Raw genomic sequence first — 19,527 nt, forward strand, 5'->3', positions numbered from 1 at the left:
CGAGCCTGCTCGCGATGGCGGGCTGACATTCAAAATGGATGTCGACTGACTTGCCGCTATCGCGAGCAGGCTCGCTCCTACGGTGATCGTGCCGCCTTCAGATCAAGCGGTGCCCTTTGAAAGGCGTGGCTACGGGTGCTTGATGCTGTCGAGCGTCATTGACCCGACCAGCAGCTCATCCCCCTCGAGCTGCGCCAAACCGGCAGTGCTGACCCTTTCCGGCAGATGTCCGGCACCATGTTGCAGGTAGCTCAGCAGATTCCCCACCAGCGGGTTGTGACTGACCAGCAACACGTTGCTTACCGCGACCATCTGTTCGGCCACCTTGTCCGGCTCCGTGTCCGGTGTCAGCCACTCGACGGTGCGGATTTCCGGTTCGAAACCCAATGCCTCTCGTACCAGTTGCGCTGTTTGCTGCGCTCTCAGGTACGGGCTCGCGTAAATGCCGGTCAGCGGCTGACCCACCAGCTCCGCGGCGATTTTCAATACTTCCTTACGACCGTTATCCGTCAGTTCCCGCTCCGAATCGTGGGGACGAGAGCCGTGTGGTACAGCTTCACCATGACGCAATACCCAGAGTTTCATAGCTTGGGTTCCTCATCTCGGGCCGGATGGGGTGCCGGTGCCACGACATGCGGCGCCTCACCTTCCGGTGTACGCGGCGTCGGCCAGTCGGCGAACGGCCAAGGCTTCTGGTCGCTGTGAAAGCTGCCGAAACGACCGATCTGCGCCAGAAACTGGCTCAGGCTGTCGCCGAAATTCATCAGGCTGGCGCTTGGGGCGCCATAGAACAAACGATAGATCAACTGCACCAGCACGACGGCGCCGAGGATGAACTGCGCCACTTGCCACACCAGCACGAAGAGGATCATCCACAGCACCCGCAGCAGGATGGATTCGTACTTGGCTTCTACTTTTGGATCGTTCATGCGCAACTCCCTGCTTTTCTGGCAAGCGTGATTAGTTGAAATCACTGGTGGAAATAAAGTCGACGTCGGTTTTCGGCTCGCCACGCATTAACAAAGCGATGACCTGCTCCAGCGTGCGGCCTTCGAACAGGATCGCGTGCAGCCCCGCGACCAGCGGCATGTACACACCAACCTCCTGGGCCTTGGCCTTGAGCACTTTAAGGGTGTTGACCCCTTCGGCGACTTCTCCCAGGCGCGTGACCGCCTCGTCCAGGCTCAGGCCCTGGCCGAGGGCGAAACCGACCTGATAGTTGCGGCTCTTGGGCGACGAACAGGTCACGATCAGATCGCCCACGCCCGCCAACCCCAGGAAGGTCATCGGGTTCGCGCCCTGATTCACCGCAAAGCGAGTCATTTCCGCCAATGCCCGGGTGATCAGCATGCTCTTGGTATTTTCCCCCATGCCCAGCGCCACCGCCATGCCGGCGATGATCGCATAGACGTTTTTCAACGCCCCGCCCAGTTCCACGCCGAAACGGTCGGCGCTGGCGTACACACGAAAGGTGCGCCCGTGCAGCGCGGCCTGAACCTGCTGACAGAGTTCTTCGTCTTCACTGGCGACCACCGTGGCGGTCAGTGCATGTTCGGCGATTTCACGGGCCAGGTTGGGCCCGGACAGGACGCCGATGCGCGCCTGCGGGGCGATCTCTTCGAGGATCTCGCTCATCAACTTGAACGTGTGGGCTTCGATGCCTTTGGTCAGGCTCACCAGCATTTTGCCGGTCAAGCGTTCGGCGTGGGGCACCAGCACCGAGCGCAGCGCGCTGGAGGGCAATGCAACGAAACACAGGTCGCAGGCGTCCAGGGTGGCTTGCAGGTCGGTGACCGGCGTGACGCCAGGCAGAATCTTGATGCCTTTGAGGTAACGCGGGTTCTCGCGATTGACCCGAATGGCCTCGGCCTGTTCGGGGTCACGCATCCACTGAAGGACCTGATGCCCGTTCTCGGCCAGCAGATTAGCCACGGCGGTTCCAAAACTTCCGCCTCCCAGGACCGCAATCGGGCGCTGCTCAGTCATATGCAATCCGTTAATCCATACCAGTGGCGATGTCGGCATTATACGGGGCAGCCCATCGGCGGCCAGCCCCGACATCAAATACCTGCATCCGTAGGAAGAAGACCAATAAAACCGAGGAAAATGCAGACATCGTGAATGGAAAAGTCATTCGGCTCGGTTAACATGCGCGCCAACAATCACTGGCAGGGATCTGTTGTGTCTCCGGGCTCCCCTTCACCGCATTCGCCTCTGGTACTGGCGCTGATTTTCAGCTCGCCGGCGCTGGCCGACGACTTGTTCCTGGACAGCGAACCGCTGCCGCAAGTGCTCACCGCAACGCGCCTGAAGCAGTCGCCAGCGGCGGTGCCGGGAAGCATGACGGTGATCGACAGCGCCCTGATCCACGCCAGCGGTGCCCGCGACATCAGCGAACTGCTGCGCCTGGTGCCGGGGATGATGGCCGGTAATATCAGCGGCAACCAGGCAGCGGTTAACTACCACGGCACCAACGCAACTGAAGCGCGACGCATGCAAGTGCTGATCGACGGGCGCTCGGTGTATCGCGCCGGCCTGGCCACCGTGGACTGGAGTGACATTCCGGTGGCCATGGAAGACATCGAGCGCATCGAAGTCTTTCGCGGGCCGAATACCGTCAGCTACGGCGCCAACGCGCTGATGGCGGTGGTCAACATCATTACCCGGCGGCCGGCCGACAGTCACGGTACGCGCGTGAAGGTCACCCGGGGCCAGCGCGGCATCAATGACTTTTACGCCAGCCAGGGACTGGGCTGGGAAGACGGTGACATGCGCCTGTCCCTGTCCGGCCAGCAAGACGACGGTTTCGACACCGACCGAACGGGCGCGGACTACCATGACAGCCGTCGCCTCGATCGCTTCAACCTGGCCGTCAGCCAGAGCCTCAATGAACGGCAAAGCCTCGATTGGCAATTGAATGCCAAGAACGGCACCAACCAGCGGCCCTATACCTACCGCCCGGTGTTCCCGGGAGTTACCCGCGCAGGCAACGACTCAGACGTCACCGCCAAGGATTACGCCGGGTCATTGCGCTGGAATCTGGACATCGATCCCGACCACAGCCTTTATATTCAGGGTTCGGCCCAACACTGGGATCGCCAGCAAACCTGGCGCGCCTGCGACGCTGAAATATCGTTCAGCCCGCAACTGACCGAACTCTGGCAAATGAACCCGAACTACACCGAACGCCTGGCCCGCAATATCACGCGTTTCCTCGGCCCCGGTGCACCGGCCGGCACGCCCGCCGAGCAGGCGCTGGCCAACCAGGTACTCGATCAATGGCGCAACGGCGCGAGCCAGACCGTTTGCGGCGACATCGACCAGAGCACCCGGGAATCGCGCTACGACCTCGAGCTGCAGGACACCCTGAGCCTCGCCGATAACCTGCGGCTGGTCAGCGGTCTGAATTATCGTTACGACCGGGCCGATTCCGAGACCTACTTCAATGGCACGCTCGATGACACCCTCTGGCGGGCGTTCGGCCAGTTCGAGTGGCGTGCCACCGAACACTGGCTGCTGCAAGGCGGTGCCATGTTCGAGGACACCCGGTTGATCGGCAGTTCGTTGACACCTCGCATAGCGGTCAACTACCTGATCAATCCGCGCCACGGCTTGCGTGCGGTGTACTCCGAGGCCGTCCGTTCGCCGGACATGTTCGAGAATAACGTCAACTGGAGTTATCAGGTCACCAACCTCAAGCCCGGTGCCTTTGGCCAGTCCAGCGCCCGATATTTCGTCAAGACCCGTGGCCCCGGCGATCTCGATCAAGAGCACATGCGCTCCCGGGAGCTGGGCTACAACGGCTATTTTCCCGAACCGGGGCTGGTGCTCGACGTGAAGCTGTTCCACGACGAAATCACCGGCATGATCAGTGAACCGCTGCGCAACAATCAGTACATCGCCAGCAACGCCAACAAAGCGCGTTTTTCGGGAGCCGAAACCCAGCTCGACTGGCGTGTCGGCAGCCTCGATCGCCTGCGACTGACCTATGCCTACGTCGATGCCGACGCCAGCAATCCGCTGGATGCCAGGCAGACTGCAAGCAACAGTGGCTCGGCCGGATGGCTGCGGGATTGGGGCCAGGGCTGGAACAGTGCGCTTTTCTATTATGGCGATGACGCCCTCAACGGCTACCGCTTCGAACGGGTCGATGCGCGCATCGCCAAACGTATCGCCCTGGGCAAGGCCAGCCTGGAACTGGCCGCAGTGCTACAGCAACGGCTGGACAATCAGCCGACCACCTTCATCGACAATAATTATGACCAGCGCCATGTGATGTATTTCAGCGCGGAGCTGGAGCTTTAAGATGCCGAATCGTCCGGCCTGCAGAATGCCACCCCTGGGTCGGCTGCTGGCCATACTCTGCCTGCTGACAAGCGGCCTGCTGGGCAGCCTGGCGAGTCATGCGGCCGACATTTTGCTCACAGGGGCCGAAGACAGCCCCGCTGTGCGGGCGTTTACCCAAGCCCTGAGCGAGCTGCGACCAAGCGATAACATACGCTTCCAGACGCTGGCTAAAATGCCGATACCGGACAAGCTGCCGGAAAACATCCGCTTGATACTGCTCGACCTGCCCAGCCTCGACTGGCGCCTGCAGAACGCCCAAGGCCCGGCGACACTCGTATTGCGCATCAGCCGCCTGCAAGCCCGGCAACGCTTGGACACCTCGCTGCCTGCGCGCCTTTGCCTGCTATGGAGCGATCCACCACTGGACCGCCAGTTGCGCTTGACCCGTACCTTGTTGCCCCAGGCCAGACGCATCGGTGTGCTCTACGACACCCACAGTGAATTCCTCTTGAATGAGCTGCGTCAGGCCGCCCTCCCCCTGGGTCTTGAGATAGTCACTCAGCGCTGGGACAACATTCACGACAGTCGTCCATTACAGGCCCTGCTTAATGACAGTGACGTGTTGCTGGGCCTGGATGATGCCGACCTGTACAACCCGCAAACCGCAAAGAACCTGCTGCTGAGCAGCTACTCGCGACAAGTGGCGCTGATCGGACCCAACGCCGGATTCGTCAAGGCCGGGAGCCTGGCCAGCACCTATAGCGATCAGAGCGACTGGCTGGCGGTCCTCGACGAATTGCTCGACCGGCCACCGGCCACCTGGCCGCGCACGCACTACCCCCATCGATTCAAGGTCGCGAGCAATCCGCAGGTGGCGCGTTCATTGGGTATCGAACAGATAAACGAAGCGTCTGTCGCCGCACTGCTGGCTGAAGGAGAACGCCGCCCATGAACTTTCGCCGTCGCTGGGACATCAACACCCGCACCCAACTCATCAGCCTCGGCCCTGCACTGCTGCTGACCTTGTTGCTGATCAGCTTCTTCACGTTCGTGCGTATCCAGGATCTGCGTCAGGAAATCACCCACACCGGCCAGTTGATCGCCAATCAACTGGCCCCGGCCACCGAGTACGGAGTGATTTCGGGCAACATCGAAGTGCTCGAAACCTTGCTCAAGGCGACGCTGGCCACGCCCAATGTGAGTTTTCTGGAAATCCAGGACAGCGCCAACCGGGTTCTGGTGTACGTTGAACAACCGAACGAACACCACAATCGCGCGCAACAGCTCGAAGTGTTCCAGGCACCGATTCGGCTCCAGCGCATCGCGTTGCACAATGATTTTTTCCAGAGCAGCAAAACCGCCACCGTGGCCCCTGTCGAAGACTATCTGGGCCGGGTGATCGTCGGGCTGTCCAACGATGCCTTCAGCCGGCGCCAGCAGGAAATCGTGCTCAAGGCCGCCATCCTGGCGCTGTTCGCCCTGCTGTTTACCTTCCTCGTGGCCCGGCGCCTGGCGGGCAGCCTGTCGCAACCGATCCGTGATATCGGCAATGCGGTCAAGGCGATCCAGGACGGCGACTACAAGACACCGCTGCCCATTGTCGACGACACCGAGCTGGGGGCGCTGTCGCAACACATCAATAACCTCGCCAGCGGTCTCGAGCAGGCCAGCCGCGAACAGCATCAAGCCATGGCGCAGTTGATCCAGACCCGCGAAGAAGCGGAAAAGGCCAACAACGCCAAATCCGATTTCCTCGCCATGATGAGCCATGAACTGCGCACACCGATGAATGGCGTACTGGGCATGCTGCAGTTGCTTGAAACCACCGACATGACCGAGGAGCAGGTGGAGTACGCGGCGCTGGCCTCGGAGTCCACCGAGCACTTGCTCAAGGTCATCAACGACATCCTGGATTTCTCGCGGATCGAACGTTCAGAGCTGGAGCTGGAGCACATCCCGTTCAACCTCGCCGACCTGATCGTCAGTTGCGCCCAGTCGTTCCAGCACAGCGCCGCGCAACGCGGTCTGGACCTGCAACTGATGATCCCCGACGACATGCGCGGCTTGCAGGTCAAGGGCGACCCGACGCGTATCCGGCAGATACTGGTCAACCTGGTCGGCAATGCGCTGAAGTTCACCGAAAAGGGCCACGTCACCATTGAGGCGCAGTGGCAGTCGCTGGACCACGAGTTGCTGTGGTTCACCTGCACCGTGCGCGACAGCGGTATCGGCATCCCGGCGCAAAGCCTGGAATTGATGTTCAACGCGTTCCAGCAGGCCGACAGCTCTATCTCGAGACGCTACGGTGGCACGGGGCTGGGCCTGCCGATTGCCCGTACCCTGGCCGAACGCATGGGGGGCACCTTGCGCGCGCAGAGCGAGGAAGGCCGCGGTTCGGTGTTCACCCTGGAAATCCCCCTGGCATTGCACCAGCAGACACAACCGCTGTTACCCCCTCGCGCGCAATCGCGCAACAGCAACGGCGAAGGGCGCAATGTGCTGTTGGTCGAAGACAACCCGGTCAACCAGACCGTCATCGAAGCCATGTTGCGCAGCCTGGGCTTCAAGGTCAGTGTCGCCGCCGACGGCGCGCAGGCGGTACGCAGTGCCGAGAGCCTGATCTTTGAAGCGATCCTGATGGATTGCCGCTTGCCGATCATCGATGGCTATGAAGCCACCCGACAAATCCGCAAGCTGCCCGGTTGCACCGACCTGCCGATCATCGCCCTGACCGCCAACGCCTTGCAGGGCGACCGTGAAGCCTGCCTGTCGGCGGGGATGAACGATTACCTGGCCAAGCCGTTCAAACGGACTGATCTGCAGCAAATTCTGCAACGCTGGGTGCAGTAGTACAGGCCTTTCGAGCATCTGCGACTGGCGTGAAAGGCGAAAGTGCGGCAGTCTTAAGCCCCCGAACAGGCCCGAAAAGGGGCTTGAATAATAATTTCAGTGCACAAGTGTACATTCATGTCCTTGGTGCTGTGACTTTCACCACAACGCAATAGTCTATGAGTAGGCTGCCGGTTCGAGGCATGAACGCTTCGATCGGCCGGGAAGATTTGCCCCACCTGCCGCATGGGACTATTGAGGAGCTCGCATGACCAAACAAAACGCCTTTACCCGGGAAGACCTGCTGCGCTGCAGTCGCGGTGAGCTGTTCGGCCCAGGTAACGCGCAACTGCCCGCCCCGAACATGCTGATGGTTGATCGCATCACCCTGATCAGCGAAGAAGGTGGCAAGTACGGCAAAGGTGAATTGGTCGCCGAGCTGGATATCAATCCGGACCTGTGGTTCTTCGCCTGCCACTTCGAAGGCGATCCGGTGATGCCGGGCTGCCTGGGCCTGGACGCCATGTGGCAACTGGTCGGTTTCTTCCTGGGCTGGCAAGGCCTGCCGGGCCGTGGTCGTGCGCTGGGTTCGGGCGAAGTGAAATTCTTCGGCCAGGTCCTGCCGACCGCCAAGAAAGTCACCTATAACATTCATATCAAGCGCGTCCTCAAAGGCAAACTGAACCTGGCCATCGCCGACGGTTCGGTCACTGTCGACGGTCGCGAAATCTACACCGCCGAAGGCCTCCGGGTCGGCGTGTTCACCTCCACTGACAACTTCTAAGGGTTATTCGCATGCGCCGCGTCGTTATCACTGGTCTGGGCATCGTTTCTTGCCTGGGCAATGACAAAGAGACCGTCTCCGCTAACCTGCGTGCAAGCCGCCCTGGCATCCGGTTCAACCCGGAATATGCCGAAATGGGTCTGCGTAGCCAGGTTTCCGGCTCCATTGACCTCAACCTTGAAGAACTGATCGATCGCAAGATCTATCGCTTCGTCGGCCACGCGGCAGCTTATGCCTACCTGGCCATGAAAGATGCCATCACAGATTCCGGTCTGACCGAAGAACAGGTTTCCAACGTGCGTACCGGCCTGATCGCTGGTTCCGGTGGCGCGTCGACCCTGAACCAGATGGAAGCGCTGGACATCCTGCGCGAGAAAGGCGTCAAGCGCGTCGGCCCGTACCGCGTCACGCGGACCATGGGCAGCACCGTTTCCGCCTGCCTGGCCACGCCGTTCAAGATCAAGGGTGTGAACTACTCGATCTCCTCCGCTTGCGCCACCAGTGCTCACTGCATCGGTAACGCCATGGAGCAGATCCAGCTGGGCAAGCAGGACATCGTTTTCGCCGGCGGCGGTGAAGAAGAACACTGGAGCCAATCGTTCCTGTTCGACGCCATGGGCGCCCTGTCCACCCAGTACAACGAAACCCCGGAAAAAGCTTCCCGTGCCTACGACGCCAAGCGTGACGGTTTCGTCATTGCCGGCGGTGGCGGCATGGTCGTGGTTGAAGAGCTGGAACACGCTCTGGCCCGCGGCGCGAAGATCTACGCGGAAATCGTCGGCTACGGCGCGACCTCCGACGGCTACGACATGGTTGCCCCGAGCGGCGAAGGCGCGATCCGCTGCATGCAGCAGGCGCTGTCCACCGTCGATACCCCGATCGACTACCTGAACACCCACGGCACCTCGACCCCGGTCGGCGACGTCGCGGAAATGAAAGGCGTGCGTGAAGTGTTCGGCGACAAGGCTCCGGCCATCAGCTCCACCAAGAGCCTGTCGGGTCACTCCCTGGGCGCCGCTGGTGTTCACGAAGCGATCTACTGCCTGCTGATGATGGAAGGCAACTTCATTGCCGGCTCCGCCAACATCGACGAGCTGGACCCTGAAGTGGCCGACCTGCCGGTACTGACCAAGACCCGCGAAAACGCCAGCATCAACACCGTGATGAGCAACAGCTTCGGTTTCGGTGGCACCAACGCCACCTTGGTACTGAAGCGCTGGCAGGGTAAGTAATACCCCGTCATAACGCCGCACAAAAAACGCCCCGACTGGTTCGGGGCGTTTTTTTTGCCTTGAGAAAAGCCCAAGACAGATGCAAGACCTGTGGGAGCGAGCCTGCTCGCGAAAAGGGAGTATCAGTCGACATATTTATTGGCTGACACACCGCTTTCGCGAGCAGGCTCGCTCCCACTGGTTTTATGCTCGAGACCGGATTTGCGGTGCTTCCAACATGAAGCTTTTGTCATGAAACTTAATGCCCAGCAACCGAATGTCGCGTGTTTAGCGGGCTGCAGGACTGTTTCCGTTTTTGTAAAAAACCCGTACCAAACTCAGTCGTTTACTTAGCAAGCTACCAACATCTATAACAGAGACCTGCACACGCCTTGCTGCAGATAACAGAGATTGGAGCTAGCAGATGACTGTAAAAGTAACCGAACGCGACGATTCACATAAATCCCACGAGGGTGTAGCCGCCGGTATCCGGATCTGGGACGTGCATCAACAAGACCTGCTGGTCGGGATGTTCCACTCCGAGACCGAAGCGCAACACTACAGGGCCGAACTGGAAATGCTCGAGCGCGACCGCGAGCTCGCAACCCGTTGAAGACAGACTCCACCACCGTGCAGCCTGCCCCTCCCCCCACGGGCAGGCTGCGACCAAGGCACGCGGCTCAGGCAATCTGAAAGGCCGCTAAATGAAGGGTGTCGTCGATCACCACCGAAGGAACAACACCGACGATCCAGCCCGCCTCAAGTTTCACCACCTCGCACTCACCATCGCCCATGCCGTCATTGCGGACGGCAAACTGAAGCGAAGACAGATGACGCTTGCCGTAATCGAAGTCCATGCCACAGGCAATCAGAAAATCGATTTTTGCCCCCGTCAGTTCAACTTCCTTGTCCCGCTCACCGTCTTTCAACACCGCATAATCCAGGCACAAATTGATGCCGAATGGGCAACCCGCTACAAGGCTGTTAATAAACGTTCCTTCGTAGCCACCAAAGTAACTGTGCTCGGCCTGCACACTACTGACTGTCTTTACCCTTACCACGACCTGATCGAACAACTTGAAAAACCAGTACCCGTCTTCCGCTCCTACATTTTTTCCAAAATCAATTCCTGACACATAACGTTTCGGCCACATCGACATCAGCGGCATGTCGACCTCATATTCCTTATTGGAAATGGTCAGCACATAATTGATGACATCGTAATAGCTCGACTCCCCCTCTCCCACCTTGATCAACGTCGCACAACTTCCCGCCAATAAAACGATCTTGCCGTAGCGCTCCACTGGCAGATCGCTTATCAAAAGCGTCACACATTCAGTCACCTTCGTCAGATAGGCAGAGTTCAGTTCGTGAAGCTCCTGTTCATTACGGACTTCGTGCCAGGGAATGTTCCAGAAAAACTCAGGCAAGGTAACGAAAACGCACGCGGGACTGCCGTGATCGTCGCGAGCAGCTTTCGCAGCGATCTTGATCTTTCGGCGTACAAGCTCCGCCCGTACGACAAGCTCGTCGTCCAGGTAATCGTGAATGGATTGATCGAGTTGTCGCGGCTGTGAAAGCTGCGATTTAAAAGTGGGTTGGCGTAACGAGGCGATACTTACCAGCATTGAGAATATCCTTATTCATTGAACTTCATTCCATTAGTTCTCTTCCCTGAGAATACTTCGGGCAAAAGAAAACCCGAGAGATCGTATCGACGCGACCTTTCGGGTTCAATTGATTAATCCAGCAATGTACTAACAAACATGTAATGCCAGAGAAGCGATTACCACATCAGATCATCAGGGATCTTGTAGGCCGCGTACGGATCGTCCTCGACGCTGACTTCTTCGGTCTGCACATTCAACTGCACGATGCGTTGCGGGTCGCGCTCCTGAATCTTCAATGCCGCCTCGCGCGGAATCACTTCGTAGCCGCCAGCGTGATGCACGATGGCCAGCGAACCGCTGCTGAGCTTGTTGCGCATCAGGGTGTTGACGCAGATGCGCTTGACCTTCTTGTCGTCGACGAAGTTGTAGTAATCCTCGGTCGTCAATTTCGGCAAACGCGAGACTTCGATCAATTGCTTGACCTGCGCGGCACGGGCCTTGGCCTCAGCCTTTTCCTGCTGCTGGCGGTTGAGCTCCTGGTCGCGCTTGACCTTCTCGGCCATGGCTTCCTGTGCCGCGCGCTGCTGGGAGTCATCCAGCTCGATCTGGCCTTTGTGGGCCAGGCGTTGCTGTTTCTGCTTGTCTTTGCTGACCTGCTTGGCCTGCTTCTGGTTGACCAGCCCTGCTTTGAGCAACTGGTCGCGAAGGGAAATGCTCATGGTGCTTATTACTCACTTAGGCCACTGCTCAACCGCAGCTGGGCAAATTCTTTTCCTGACGTTTGGCTTCGCCCCACAAGGCGTCCAACTCTTCGAGGGTGCAATCTTCCATGGGACGGCGGGTGTCGCGCAATGCCTGTTCGATAAAACGAAAGCGTCTTTCAAACTTGGCGTTGGCGCCACGCAGTGCCGTTTCCGGATCAACCTTGAGATGCCGCGCCAGATTGACCACGGAAAACAGCAGGTCACCGATCTCGTCGGCCACGGCCTCGGGATCATTTTCCGACATGGCTTCGAGGACTTCATCGAGCTCTTCACGCACTTTATCCAACACCGGCAAGGCGTCCGGCCAGTCGAAGCCGACCTGCCCTGCGCGCTTTTGCAATTTCGCCGAGCGTGACAACGCCGGCATTGCAGCGGGGACGTCATCGAGCAACGACAGCTGTTCAGGCGCCGAGGACCTCTCCGCGCGCTCCTCGGCCTTGATCTCTTCCCAACGCTGCTTGACCTGCGCTTCGCTCAGGCGTGGGACATCCAGTGGTGCGTAGAGATCGCCGGTGGGGAACACGTGAGGATGACGGCGGATCAGCTTTCGGGTGATGCTGTCGACCACGCCGGCGAACTCGAAGCGCCCTTCTTCCCGGGCCAATTGGCTGTAATACACCACCTGGAACAACAGATCGCCCAGCTCGCCCTGCACGTGATCGAAGTCGCCGCGCTCGATGGCATCGGCAACTTCATAGGCTTCTTCAAGGGTGTGCGGGACGATGGTGGCCCAGGTTTGCTTGATGTCCCACGGACAACCGTACTGCGGATCGCGCAGGCGGTTCATCAGGTGCAGCAGGTCTTCAAGTGAATACATCGTTCAGTCTCTTTCCGCTCCCTGTAGGAGCGAGCCTGCTCGCGATGGACGTTAACGATGACGCGTGCAATCTGAATGAACGCGCCGTTCTCTGGTTCATCGCGAGCAAGCTCGCTCCTACAGTAAAGCGCTCCCGTCTCAGGGCGTACGGTTACGCCGGGTTTCGATGATGTTCGGCAACTGGGAAATCCGCCCCAGCAACCGCCCCAATGCATCCAGCCCCGGAATCTCGATGGTCAGGGACATCAACGCAGTGTTGTCCTCCTTGTTCGAACGGGTGTTGACCGCCAGCACGTTGATCCGCTCGTTGAGCAAAACCTGCGAGACGTCACGCAGCAGACCGGAACGGTCGTAGGCACGAATGACGATATCCACCGGATAGGTGAGCACCGGCACCGGGCCCCAGCTGACCTGGATGATCCGTTCCGGTTCGCGCCCGCTCAGTTGCAGCACCGAGGCGCAGTCCTGGCGGTGAATGCTCACCCCACGGCCCTGGGTGATGTAACCGACGATGGCATCCCCCGGCAGCGGCTGGCAGCAGCCGGCCATCTGGGTCATCAGGTTGCCGACGCCCTGGATCTGGATGTCGCCGCGCTTGCCCGGTTTGTAGCCGGTGGCCTTGCGTGGAATCAGTTCAAGCTGTTCGTTGCCACGCTCCGGCTCGACCAGTTGCTGCGCCAGGTTGACCAGTTGCGCCAGGCGCAGATCCCCGGCGCCGAGGGCGGCGAACAGGTCTTCGGCGGTTTTCATGTTGGCCTTGTCGGCCAGCTTGTCGAAATCCACCGCCGGCAGGCCGAGGCGATTGAGTTCGCGCTCGAGCAGGGTTTTACCGGCCGCGACGTTCTGGTCACGAGCCTGCAGCTTGAACCAGTGAACGATCTTCGCCCGTGCCCGCGACGTGGTGACGTAGCCCAGGTTCGGGTTCAGCCAGTCACGGCTCGGGGTGCCGTGCTTGCTGGTGATGATCTCGACCTGTTCACCGGTTTGCAGGCTATAGTTGAGCGGCACGATGCGCCCGTTGATCTTGGCGCCACGGCAGTTGTGACCGATTTCGGTGTGGACGCGGTAGGCGAAGTCCAGCGGGGTCGCGCCCTTCGGCAAGTCGATGGCGTGACCGTCCGGGGTGAAGATGTAGACCCGGTCCGGCTCGATATCCACCCGCAACTGTTCCGCCAGCCCGCCGATGTCACCCAACTCTTCGTGCCATTCGAGCACCTGGCGCAGCCAGGAGATTTTCTCTTCGTAGTGATTGGAGCCGGACTTGACGTCGGTGCCCTTGTAGCGCCAGTGCGCGCACACGCCGAGTTCGGCTTCTTCGTGCATCGAGTGAGTGCGGATCTGCACTTCCAGCACCTTGCCCTCGGGCCCGATCACCGCGGTGTGCAGCGAGCGATAACCGTTTTCCTTGGGGTTGGCGATGTAGTCGTCGAACTCTTTCGGGATGTGTCGCCACAGGGTGTGGACGATGCCGAGCGCGGTGTAGCAATCGCGCATTTCCGGCACCAGCACGCGCACGGCACGCACGTCGTAGATCTGGCTGAACTCCAGACCCTTGCGCTGCATTTTGCGCCAGATCGAATAGATGTGTTTGGCCCGGCCGCTGATGTCGGCATCGACGCCGGTGGCCTGCAATTCATTTTTCAGCTGGCTCATCACGTCGCTGATGAAACGCTCGCGATCCAGTCGCCGCTCATGGAGCAGCTTGGCGATCTGCTTGTACTGGTCGGGTTCGAGGTAACGGAAAGACAAGTCTTCCAGTTCCCACTTGATGTGACCGATACCCAGGCGATGGGCCAGCGGCGCGTAGATGTCAAAGACTTCACGGGCCACGCGGTTGCGTTTTTCGTCGTCGGCGGTCTTCACCGCACGGATTGCGCACGTACGCTCGGCCAGCTTGATCAGGGCGACGCGAACGTCGTCGACCATGGCCACCAGCATCTTGCGCAGGTTTTCCACCTGGCCCTGGGTGCCCAGCACCAGGGATTTACGCGGGCTCAGGCTGTCGCTGATCGCGGCCATGCGCTGCACGCCGTCGATGAGCTTGGACACCACCGGACCAAAGCGCTGGCTGACGGCCGGCAACTTGATCTGGCCTTCACGTACGCCTCGATACAGGATCGCGGCGACCAGTGAGTCCTGGTCGAGTTTGAGATCGGCCAGGATCTCGGCGATCTCAAGCCCGGTACGGAAAGTCGAGTTACCTTCCGACCACAGATTCTGTGCCGCATTGGCTTGTTGTTCGGCCTCGCGAGCGTACTCGCAGGCCTCTTTCAAGGCTTCGCGATCCAGTGCCAGATCGACACTGACCGCATGATCGAGCCAAGCCTCGAGATTGATACTGCCGTCGGTGTTGATTGGCTGGTGTGCTCTCACCTGTACCATCTTGCTTACCTTCCCTACGACGCAGATTCAATGCGTCAAATCGCTGACCTTCGTTGCCCGTGCGCGGCTGCACGGGCGGGCCAGTCGGACCAGACGAGCATCCTAGCTCGCTTCAAATAACGCCATGGCCTCGACATGTGCCGTTTGAGGAAACATATCGAGAATCCCGGCACGTTTTAACCGGTAGCCCTGCTTGATCAATTCGACCGTGTCGCGCGCCAGCGTTGCCGGATTGCACGACACATACACCAAACGTTCTGCGCCCAGGCTCCTGAGCTTGCGCACAACCTCGAAAGCACCGTCACGCGGTGGGTCCAAGAGTACCGCACAAAAGCCTTCGGCGGCCCATTCGGCGTCCGTCAAAGGCAGGGATAAATCGGCCTGAAAAAACTTCGCATTATGCAAATTGTTGCTAGCGGCATTCGCCGCTGCCCGATCGACCATCACTTGCACGCCTTCGACCGCCACCACTTCACGAGCGGCCTTGGCCAGCGGCAAGGCAAAGTTGCCAAGGCCACAGAACAGGTCGAGTACGCGCTCATCCGCTGTCGGCTTCAGCCAGTCCAGCGCCTGGGCGACCATCGCTTCGTTGACCGCGGCGTTGACCTGGATGAAATCGCCTGGACGATACGCCAGCTCCAGGCCCCACTGTTCAAGACGATAGCCCAACGACTGATCGACCTCGACCGGTTGTGGTTCGCCGTCGCCATGCAGCCACAACTGGGCTTGATGGAACGCGCAGAAATCCTTGAGGATGGTCAGGTCGGCGTCGGACAGCGGCGCCATGTGCCGCAGCAACACGGCCAGCGTCGAGCCGCTGAACAACTCCACATGCCCAAGTGCCTGGGGTTTGCTCAAGCGCCGCAGCATCTCCGGCAAGCGGGCCATGATCGGTTGCAAAGGCTGTACCAGCACAGGGCAATCATCGATGCCCACAATGTCCTGGCTGCCGGCGGCACGGAAACCGACTTCGAGTTTTTTCGCCTTCATGTCCCAGCGCACCGCGACGCGAGCACGACGCCGATAAGCGAACTCCGCACCGCTCAATGGCGCCGCCCACTCTTCGGGTTCGACGCCCGCGACCCTCGACAACTGCTCGGCGAGCATGCGCTGTTTCAGGGCAAGCTGTTCGTTGTGGGGCAGATGTTGCACGCTGCAACCACCGCAGCGGCCGGCATGGGCGCACGGCGCCGGGCGGCGCAATTCGCTGGCCTTGAACACCCGTTCGGTGCGCGCCTCGACCACTTTGCCGTGGGCACCGAGGACGCGCGCCTCGATCTCTTCACCGGCCAAAGCGCCGATGACGAACCAGGTGCGACCTTCGAAAAACGCGATACCGCGACCGTCATTGGCCAGGCGCTCGATGGTCAGGCGCTGCTTTTTGCCGGTCGGGACTTGCGGGGCCTTGCTGCCGCCGGTGGGCTGGAAGCGCAGGCCTCTTTCATGTTTGGCCATCAGTTGGGCGCGTCGAAAATGCCGGTCGACAGGTAACGGTCGCCACGGTCGCAGATGATCGCGACGATCACCGCGTTTTCAACTTCTTTGGACAGACGCAGCATTGCCGCCACGGCACCGCCCGAGGACACACCACAGAAAATGCCTTCTTCGCGGGCCAGACGACGGGTCACGTCTTCGGCTTCGCTTTGGGCCATGTCGACGATCCGGTCCACGCGGTCGGCCTGGTAGATCTTCGGCAGGTATTCCTGAGGCCAGCGGCGGATACCCGGGATCGCCGAGCCTTCCATCGGTTGCAGGCCGACGATCTGCACGTTGTCGTTCTGCTCTTTCAAGTAGCGCGACACGCCCATGATGGTGCCGGTGGTGCCCATGGAGCTGACGAAATGAGTGATGGTGCCCTGGGTCTGGCGCCAGATTTCCGGGCCAGTAGTGGTGTAGTGCGCCTCGGGGTTGTCACCGTTGGCGAACTGATCCAGTACCTTGCCGCGACCTTCGGCTTCCATCTTCTGCGCCAGGTCACGGGCGCCTTCCATGCCTTCTTCCTGGCTGACCAGAATCAGCTCGGCGCCATAGGCGGTCATGGCTGCCTTGCGCTCGGCGCTGGAGTTGTCCGGCATGATCAGGATCATCTTGTAACCCTTGATCGCGGCGGCCATGGCCAGGGCGATCCCGGTGTTGCCCGAGGTCGCCTCGATCAGCGTATCGCCGGCGTGGATCTGCCCGCGCAGTTCGGCGCGGGTGATCATCGACAGCGCCGGACGGTCCTTGACCGAACCCGCCGGGTTGTTCCCTTCGAGCTTGAGCAATAGGGTATTGCTGGTGGCGCCGGGCAGGCGCTGCAAACGGACCAGCGGAGTGTTGCCGACGCAATCGGCGATGGTTGGGTACTGCAAGGTCATGGCGTATTCGCAATCCAGACTGCGGGGGTGCCTATCATACCGGCAAACGTTCGCAGGCCATATCACGCAAAGTGTGGTGCTTATGGTTTATGGGAATAAGCCCGGATTTATCGGTGTGTGGAAGGGCCTCATCGCGAGCAGGCTCGCTCCCACAGAGGGCTGAGGTGATCACACAATTTGTGGTTGAAACACGGTCAATGTGGGAGCGAGCCTGCTCGCGATGGCGTTGTCACTGACATCGCCATCATCCGCCAACAACCGCATATTCAGGCGCAACCCGGTCCCGGTGTTCTGTGCCCACAGCTGTCCGCCCTGACGCTGCACCGCGTTTCGGGCGATGCTCAAGCCGAGGCCGAACCCACCATCCCCCGGCCGCGAACCGTCCAGTCGGGTAAACGGCAGGAAGATCCGCTCCAGATCAGCTTGCGCCACGCCGCCGCCGTGATCCTCCAGCCACAGGTGCCAGAAATCGCCATCACGCCGACCGCCCAGTTGGACAATGCCTCCCGCCGGTGAATGCCGAATCGCATTACGCAGAATGTTTTCCAGCGCCTGGGCCAGGGTGTTGAGATGACCGCGAACCCAGCAGGATGCATCCACCGTGCATTGCAACTGCGTATCGGGCCAACCACTTTCATAGCAGGCGTTCTCAGTGAGCATTTCCCACAGGGCCTGGACCTGGATCGCTTCGTCGGGCAACCGGGTGCGTTCGGTATCGAGCCACGCCAGTTGCAATGTGTCTTCCACCAGGCGCTGCATGCCATCGACCTCACGGCCGATGCGTTCGCGCAAGGCTTCGAGCCCCTGTTCACTTTCACTGGCCACGCGCAGGCGGCTCAGCGGCGTACGCAATTCGTGGGACAGGTCGCGCAATAACTGTTGCTGCAAGGCCACGGTGCTTTGCAGGCGCTCGGACATGTGATCGAACGCCCTGCCCAACTCGCCCAGTTCATCGGAACGATTGGTGGTGCGGCTCGACAGTCGTACGTTCAGTTGACCGGCACGCCAGGCATTGGCCTGTTCACGCAGGCTGTTGAGCGGCACCACCAGCAAGCGATACAACCCGACGCACAGCAGCAAGGTGAACATTCCCGGAATCACGCCGTTGGTGATCACCCGCCAGAACACCCGGTAACGCCCGGGTACGAAGCGCTTGGGCAACTCGATCACCAGGCTGCCGGCGGACGGGTCACCGGGAAACGGTATGCGCATCCAGGGTTGGCCTTTCTTGTGGATCGGCCAATCGAGGCCGCGCAAAAAAGTCAGGCGCTCGACTTCCTTGTCTGTCAGCGATTGGTTGCTCAAGGACTGCAAATCACCGCCGATCACACCGACCCAGCCTTTTTCCCGCTGATGCATGCCTTGCAGCCAGTCATCGACACCGGCGCCCTGCCGCTGCCGCCATGCCTGCTCGGCCTCGGCGGCATAGCGTGTCAGGGTGCCACGGGCCTCATCGGAGAGGAACTGGTTACGCTGCTCCATGTACCGACCCCAGGACCAACTCAGCCAGATCATCAGCAGACAGAAAGCGACCAATAGACAGGCCAGTTTCCAGAACAGCGAATGCCTGCCCGGCAAATTACATTTCATCGGCGGCGCTCAGGATGTAGCCCTTGCCCCATACCGTACGCACTTCGCGCTCGGTGTAGCCGATGGCCTTGAGCTTGCGACGGATCTGGCTGATGTGCATGTCCAGGCTACGGTCATGGGCCGCATAACCGCGTTGCAGCACCTGTTGATAAAGGAAGGCTTTGCTCAGTACTTCATCGGTAGTGCGGTGCAACGTCTCCAGCAACCGATACTCGCTGCGGGTCAGGCCGCCAGCCTGTTCCCCGTAAAAGACCTCGAAGCTTTCATCGTCGAAACGCAGGCTGTCCATCGAAGGAGCAGGCGCTGTCGGCACCGGCCGGCGGTCGAGTGCCACCCTGCGCAGAATGGCTTCGATGCGCACCCGCAACTCCACCATGCTGAAGGGCTTTGGCAGGTAATCATCGGCCCCCAGGCGAAAGCCGCTGATACGGTCGGCTTCGGCACCGAGGGCCGACATCAGCAACACCGGGGTGGAATGGCTCTGGCGCAACTGGGTCAGTACCGCCAGACCGTCCATGCCCGGCAGCAGAATATCCATCAACACCACATCGAAAGGCTGCCGGCGGGCAATGTCCAGGCCCTCCTGGCCGTTCTGGCACCAGGTCACCTGAAAACCGCTACGGTCCAGGTGCTCATGCACGTAGGCGCCGAGCACAAGGTCGTCTTCGATGGACAGGATTCGCGGGAGGCCGGCAGTGATGGGAGTCATGACTATCTGCAAATAATTCTCAGTTGAGCGATTATTCAAGATTGCCTCGTCAGGAGCAACCTGCGGTTGGCCTATATCACCAATGACTCGTCCTGGCCGACGAATGACTGCATCATTTTTACGAGGATTGCCCGCAAGCAAATCGCTACACTGCGCAAGGGATGCATGGTGGATGCATGTGCAGGTC

17 protein-coding genes are annotated in these 19,527 nt (G+C 60.1%); 6 read left to right on the forward strand and 11 right to left on the reverse strand.

Annotation, left to right across the window (positions count from 1 at the left end):
- Positions 1-129 precede the first annotated feature (129 nt).
- From sixA to BSF44_RS05695, 3 genes are read right to left on the reverse strand one after another with little or no spacing between them, the layout of a single operon-like run.
- The gene (gene sixA, locus BSF44_RS05685; RefSeq protein WP_095942658.1) at positions 130-585 is read right to left on the reverse strand and encodes a phosphohistidine phosphatase SixA; all 456 of its coding nucleotides are present in this window, start codon (positions 583-585) and stop codon (positions 130-132) included.
- Positions 582-929 (reverse strand): DUF4389 domain-containing protein, encoded by a 348-nt coding sequence (locus tag BSF44_RS05690; RefSeq protein ID WP_056727994.1) that lies wholly within the window; start codon positions 927-929, stop codon positions 582-584. Before BSF44_RS05690 ends, sixA begins: the two co-directional genes overlap by 4 nt.
- A 31-nt stretch (positions 930-960) precedes the next feature.
- Complete coding sequence (locus tag BSF44_RS05695) at positions 961-1,986, reverse strand: NAD(P)H-dependent glycerol-3-phosphate dehydrogenase (protein WP_095942659.1); 1,026 nt, start codon at positions 1,984-1,986, stop codon at positions 961-963.
- Positions 1,987-2,181: 195 nt separating this feature from the next.
- Between BSF44_RS05695 and BSF44_RS05700 the strand changes: the two genes are divergently transcribed.
- From BSF44_RS05700 to BSF44_RS05725, 6 genes are all read left to right on the forward strand, one after another.
- On the forward strand, positions 2,182-4,305 hold the full coding sequence (locus tag BSF44_RS05700) for a TonB-dependent siderophore receptor (RefSeq protein ID WP_095942712.1): 2,124 nt from the start codon (positions 2,182-2,184) through the stop codon (positions 4,303-4,305).
- Between the two features lies 1 nt (position 4,306).
- Positions 4,307-5,239: an ABC transporter substrate-binding protein gene (locus BSF44_RS05705; RefSeq protein WP_095942660.1), complete on the forward strand. Its 933-nt coding sequence runs from the start codon at positions 4,307-4,309 to the stop codon at positions 5,237-5,239.
- A complete protein-coding gene (locus tag BSF44_RS05710) occupies positions 5,236-7,137 on the forward strand; it encodes an ATP-binding protein (protein WP_095942661.1) in 1,902 nt (633 codons plus the stop codon). Before BSF44_RS05705 ends, BSF44_RS05710 begins: the two co-directional genes overlap by 4 nt.
- Positions 7,138-7,384: 247 nt before the next feature.
- A complete protein-coding gene (gene fabA, locus BSF44_RS05715; RefSeq protein ID WP_003227150.1) occupies positions 7,385-7,900 on the forward strand; it encodes a 3-hydroxyacyl-[acyl-carrier-protein] dehydratase FabA in 516 nt (171 codons plus the stop codon).
- An 11-nt stretch (positions 7,901-7,911) separates the two neighbouring features.
- On the forward strand, positions 7,912-9,132 hold the full coding sequence (gene fabB, locus BSF44_RS05720) for a beta-ketoacyl-ACP synthase I (protein WP_095942662.1): 1,221 nt from the start codon (positions 7,912-7,914) through the stop codon (positions 9,130-9,132).
- A gap of 403 nt (positions 9,133-9,535) precedes the next feature.
- Positions 9,536-9,724 (forward strand): hypothetical protein, encoded by a 189-nt coding sequence (locus BSF44_RS05725; protein WP_095942663.1) that lies wholly within the window; start codon positions 9,536-9,538, stop codon positions 9,722-9,724.
- Positions 9,725-9,791: 67 nt separating this feature from the next.
- Here the strand turns inward: BSF44_RS05725 and BSF44_RS05730 are convergent, their stop codons facing one another.
- From BSF44_RS05730 to BSF44_RS05765, 8 genes are all read right to left on the reverse strand, one after another.
- The gene (locus BSF44_RS05730) at positions 9,792-10,739 is read right to left on the reverse strand and encodes a hypothetical protein (protein WP_095942664.1); all 948 of its coding nucleotides are present in this window, start codon (positions 10,737-10,739) and stop codon (positions 9,792-9,794) included.
- Between the two features lie 158 nt (positions 10,740-10,897).
- Positions 10,898-11,440, reverse strand: coding sequence for a DUF2058 domain-containing protein (locus BSF44_RS05735; protein WP_008051468.1), 543 nt, complete (start codon positions 11,438-11,440; stop codon positions 10,898-10,900).
- 28 nt (positions 11,441-11,468) lie between these two features.
- Positions 11,469-12,302: a nucleoside triphosphate pyrophosphohydrolase gene (gene mazG, locus BSF44_RS05740; RefSeq protein ID WP_095942665.1), complete on the reverse strand. Its 834-nt coding sequence runs from the start codon at positions 12,300-12,302 to the stop codon at positions 11,469-11,471.
- Between the two features lie 138 nt (positions 12,303-12,440).
- Positions 12,441-14,684, reverse strand: coding sequence for a GTP diphosphokinase (relA, locus tag BSF44_RS05745; RefSeq protein WP_095942666.1), 2,244 nt, complete (start codon positions 14,682-14,684; stop codon positions 12,441-12,443).
- A gap of 102 nt (positions 14,685-14,786) precedes the next feature.
- Positions 14,787-16,139, reverse strand: a complete 1,353-nt coding sequence (gene rlmD / locus BSF44_RS05750) for a 23S rRNA (uracil(1939)-C(5))-methyltransferase RlmD (RefSeq protein ID WP_095942667.1) — start codon at positions 16,137-16,139, stop codon at positions 14,787-14,789.
- Positions 16,139-17,041: a cysteine synthase CysM gene (gene cysM / locus BSF44_RS05755; RefSeq protein ID WP_095942668.1), complete on the reverse strand. Its 903-nt coding sequence runs from the start codon at positions 17,039-17,041 to the stop codon at positions 16,139-16,141. Before cysM ends, rlmD begins: the two co-directional genes overlap by 1 nt.
- Before the next feature lie 168 nt (positions 17,042-17,209).
- A complete protein-coding gene (locus BSF44_RS05760) occupies positions 17,210-18,631 on the reverse strand; it encodes a sensor histidine kinase (RefSeq protein ID WP_095942669.1) in 1,422 nt (473 codons plus the stop codon).
- Positions 18,621-19,340 carry a response regulator transcription factor gene (locus tag BSF44_RS05765; RefSeq protein ID WP_095942670.1) on the reverse strand — a complete coding sequence of 240 codons (720 nt, stop codon included), beginning with the start codon at positions 19,338-19,340 and terminating at the stop codon, positions 18,621-18,623. The genes BSF44_RS05760 and BSF44_RS05765 overlap by 11 nt, the downstream gene beginning before the upstream one ends.
- Positions 19,341-19,527 lie beyond the last annotated feature (187 nt).

The sequence above is a fragment of the Pseudomonas sp. ACN8 genome (genome assembly GCF_002303925.1).
Taxonomy (GTDB): Bacteria; Pseudomonadota; Gammaproteobacteria; order Pseudomonadales; family Pseudomonadaceae; genus Aquipseudomonas.

What these genes read in the sequence shown, in the direction of transcription:
- sixA (WP_095942658.1), bottom strand. Translation starts at nt 585, where the DNA reads ATGAAACTCTGGGTATTGCGTCATGGTGAAGCTGTACCACACGGCTCT.
- BSF44_RS05690 (WP_056727994.1), bottom strand. Translation starts at nt 929, where the DNA reads ATGAACGATCCAAAAGTAGAAGCCAAGTACGAATCCATCCTGCTGCGG.
- BSF44_RS05695 (WP_095942659.1), bottom strand. Translation starts at nt 1,986, where the DNA reads ATGACTGAGCAGCGCCCGATTGCGGTCCTGGGAGGCGGAAGTTTTGGA.
- BSF44_RS05705 (WP_095942660.1), top strand. Translation starts at nt 4,307, where the DNA reads ATGCCGAATCGTCCGGCCTGCAGAATGCCACCCCTGGGTCGGCTGCTG.
- BSF44_RS05710 (WP_095942661.1), top strand. Translation starts at nt 5,236, where the DNA reads ATGAACTTTCGCCGTCGCTGGGACATCAACACCCGCACCCAACTCATC.
- fabA (WP_003227150.1), top strand. Translation starts at nt 7,385, where the DNA reads ATGACCAAACAAAACGCCTTTACCCGGGAAGACCTGCTGCGCTGCAGT.
- fabB (WP_095942662.1), top strand. Translation starts at nt 7,912, where the DNA reads ATGCGCCGCGTCGTTATCACTGGTCTGGGCATCGTTTCTTGCCTGGGC.
- BSF44_RS05725 (WP_095942663.1), top strand. Translation starts at nt 9,536, where the DNA reads ATGACTGTAAAAGTAACCGAACGCGACGATTCACATAAATCCCACGAG.
- BSF44_RS05730 (WP_095942664.1), bottom strand. Translation starts at nt 10,739, where the DNA reads ATGCTGGTAAGTATCGCCTCGTTACGCCAACCCACTTTTAAATCGCAG.
- BSF44_RS05735 (WP_008051468.1), bottom strand. Translation starts at nt 11,440, where the DNA reads ATGAGCATTTCCCTTCGCGACCAGTTGCTCAAAGCAGGGCTGGTCAAC.
- mazG (WP_095942665.1), bottom strand. Translation starts at nt 12,302, where the DNA reads ATGTATTCACTTGAAGACCTGCTGCACCTGATGAACCGCCTGCGCGAT.
- relA (WP_095942666.1), bottom strand. Translation starts at nt 14,684, where the DNA reads ATGGTACAGGTGAGAGCACACCAGCCAATCAACACCGACGGCAGTATC.
- rlmD (WP_095942667.1), bottom strand. Translation starts at nt 16,139, where the DNA reads ATGGCCAAACATGAAAGAGGCCTGCGCTTCCAGCCCACCGGCGGCAGC.
- cysM (WP_095942668.1), bottom strand. Translation starts at nt 17,041, where the DNA reads ATGACCTTGCAGTACCCAACCATCGCCGATTGCGTCGGCAACACTCCG.
- BSF44_RS05760 (WP_095942669.1), bottom strand. Translation starts at nt 18,631, where the DNA reads ATGAAATGTAATTTGCCGGGCAGGCATTCGCTGTTCTGGAAACTGGCC.
- BSF44_RS05765 (WP_095942670.1), bottom strand. Translation starts at nt 19,340, where the DNA reads ATGACTCCCATCACTGCCGGCCTCCCGCGAATCCTGTCCATCGAAGAC.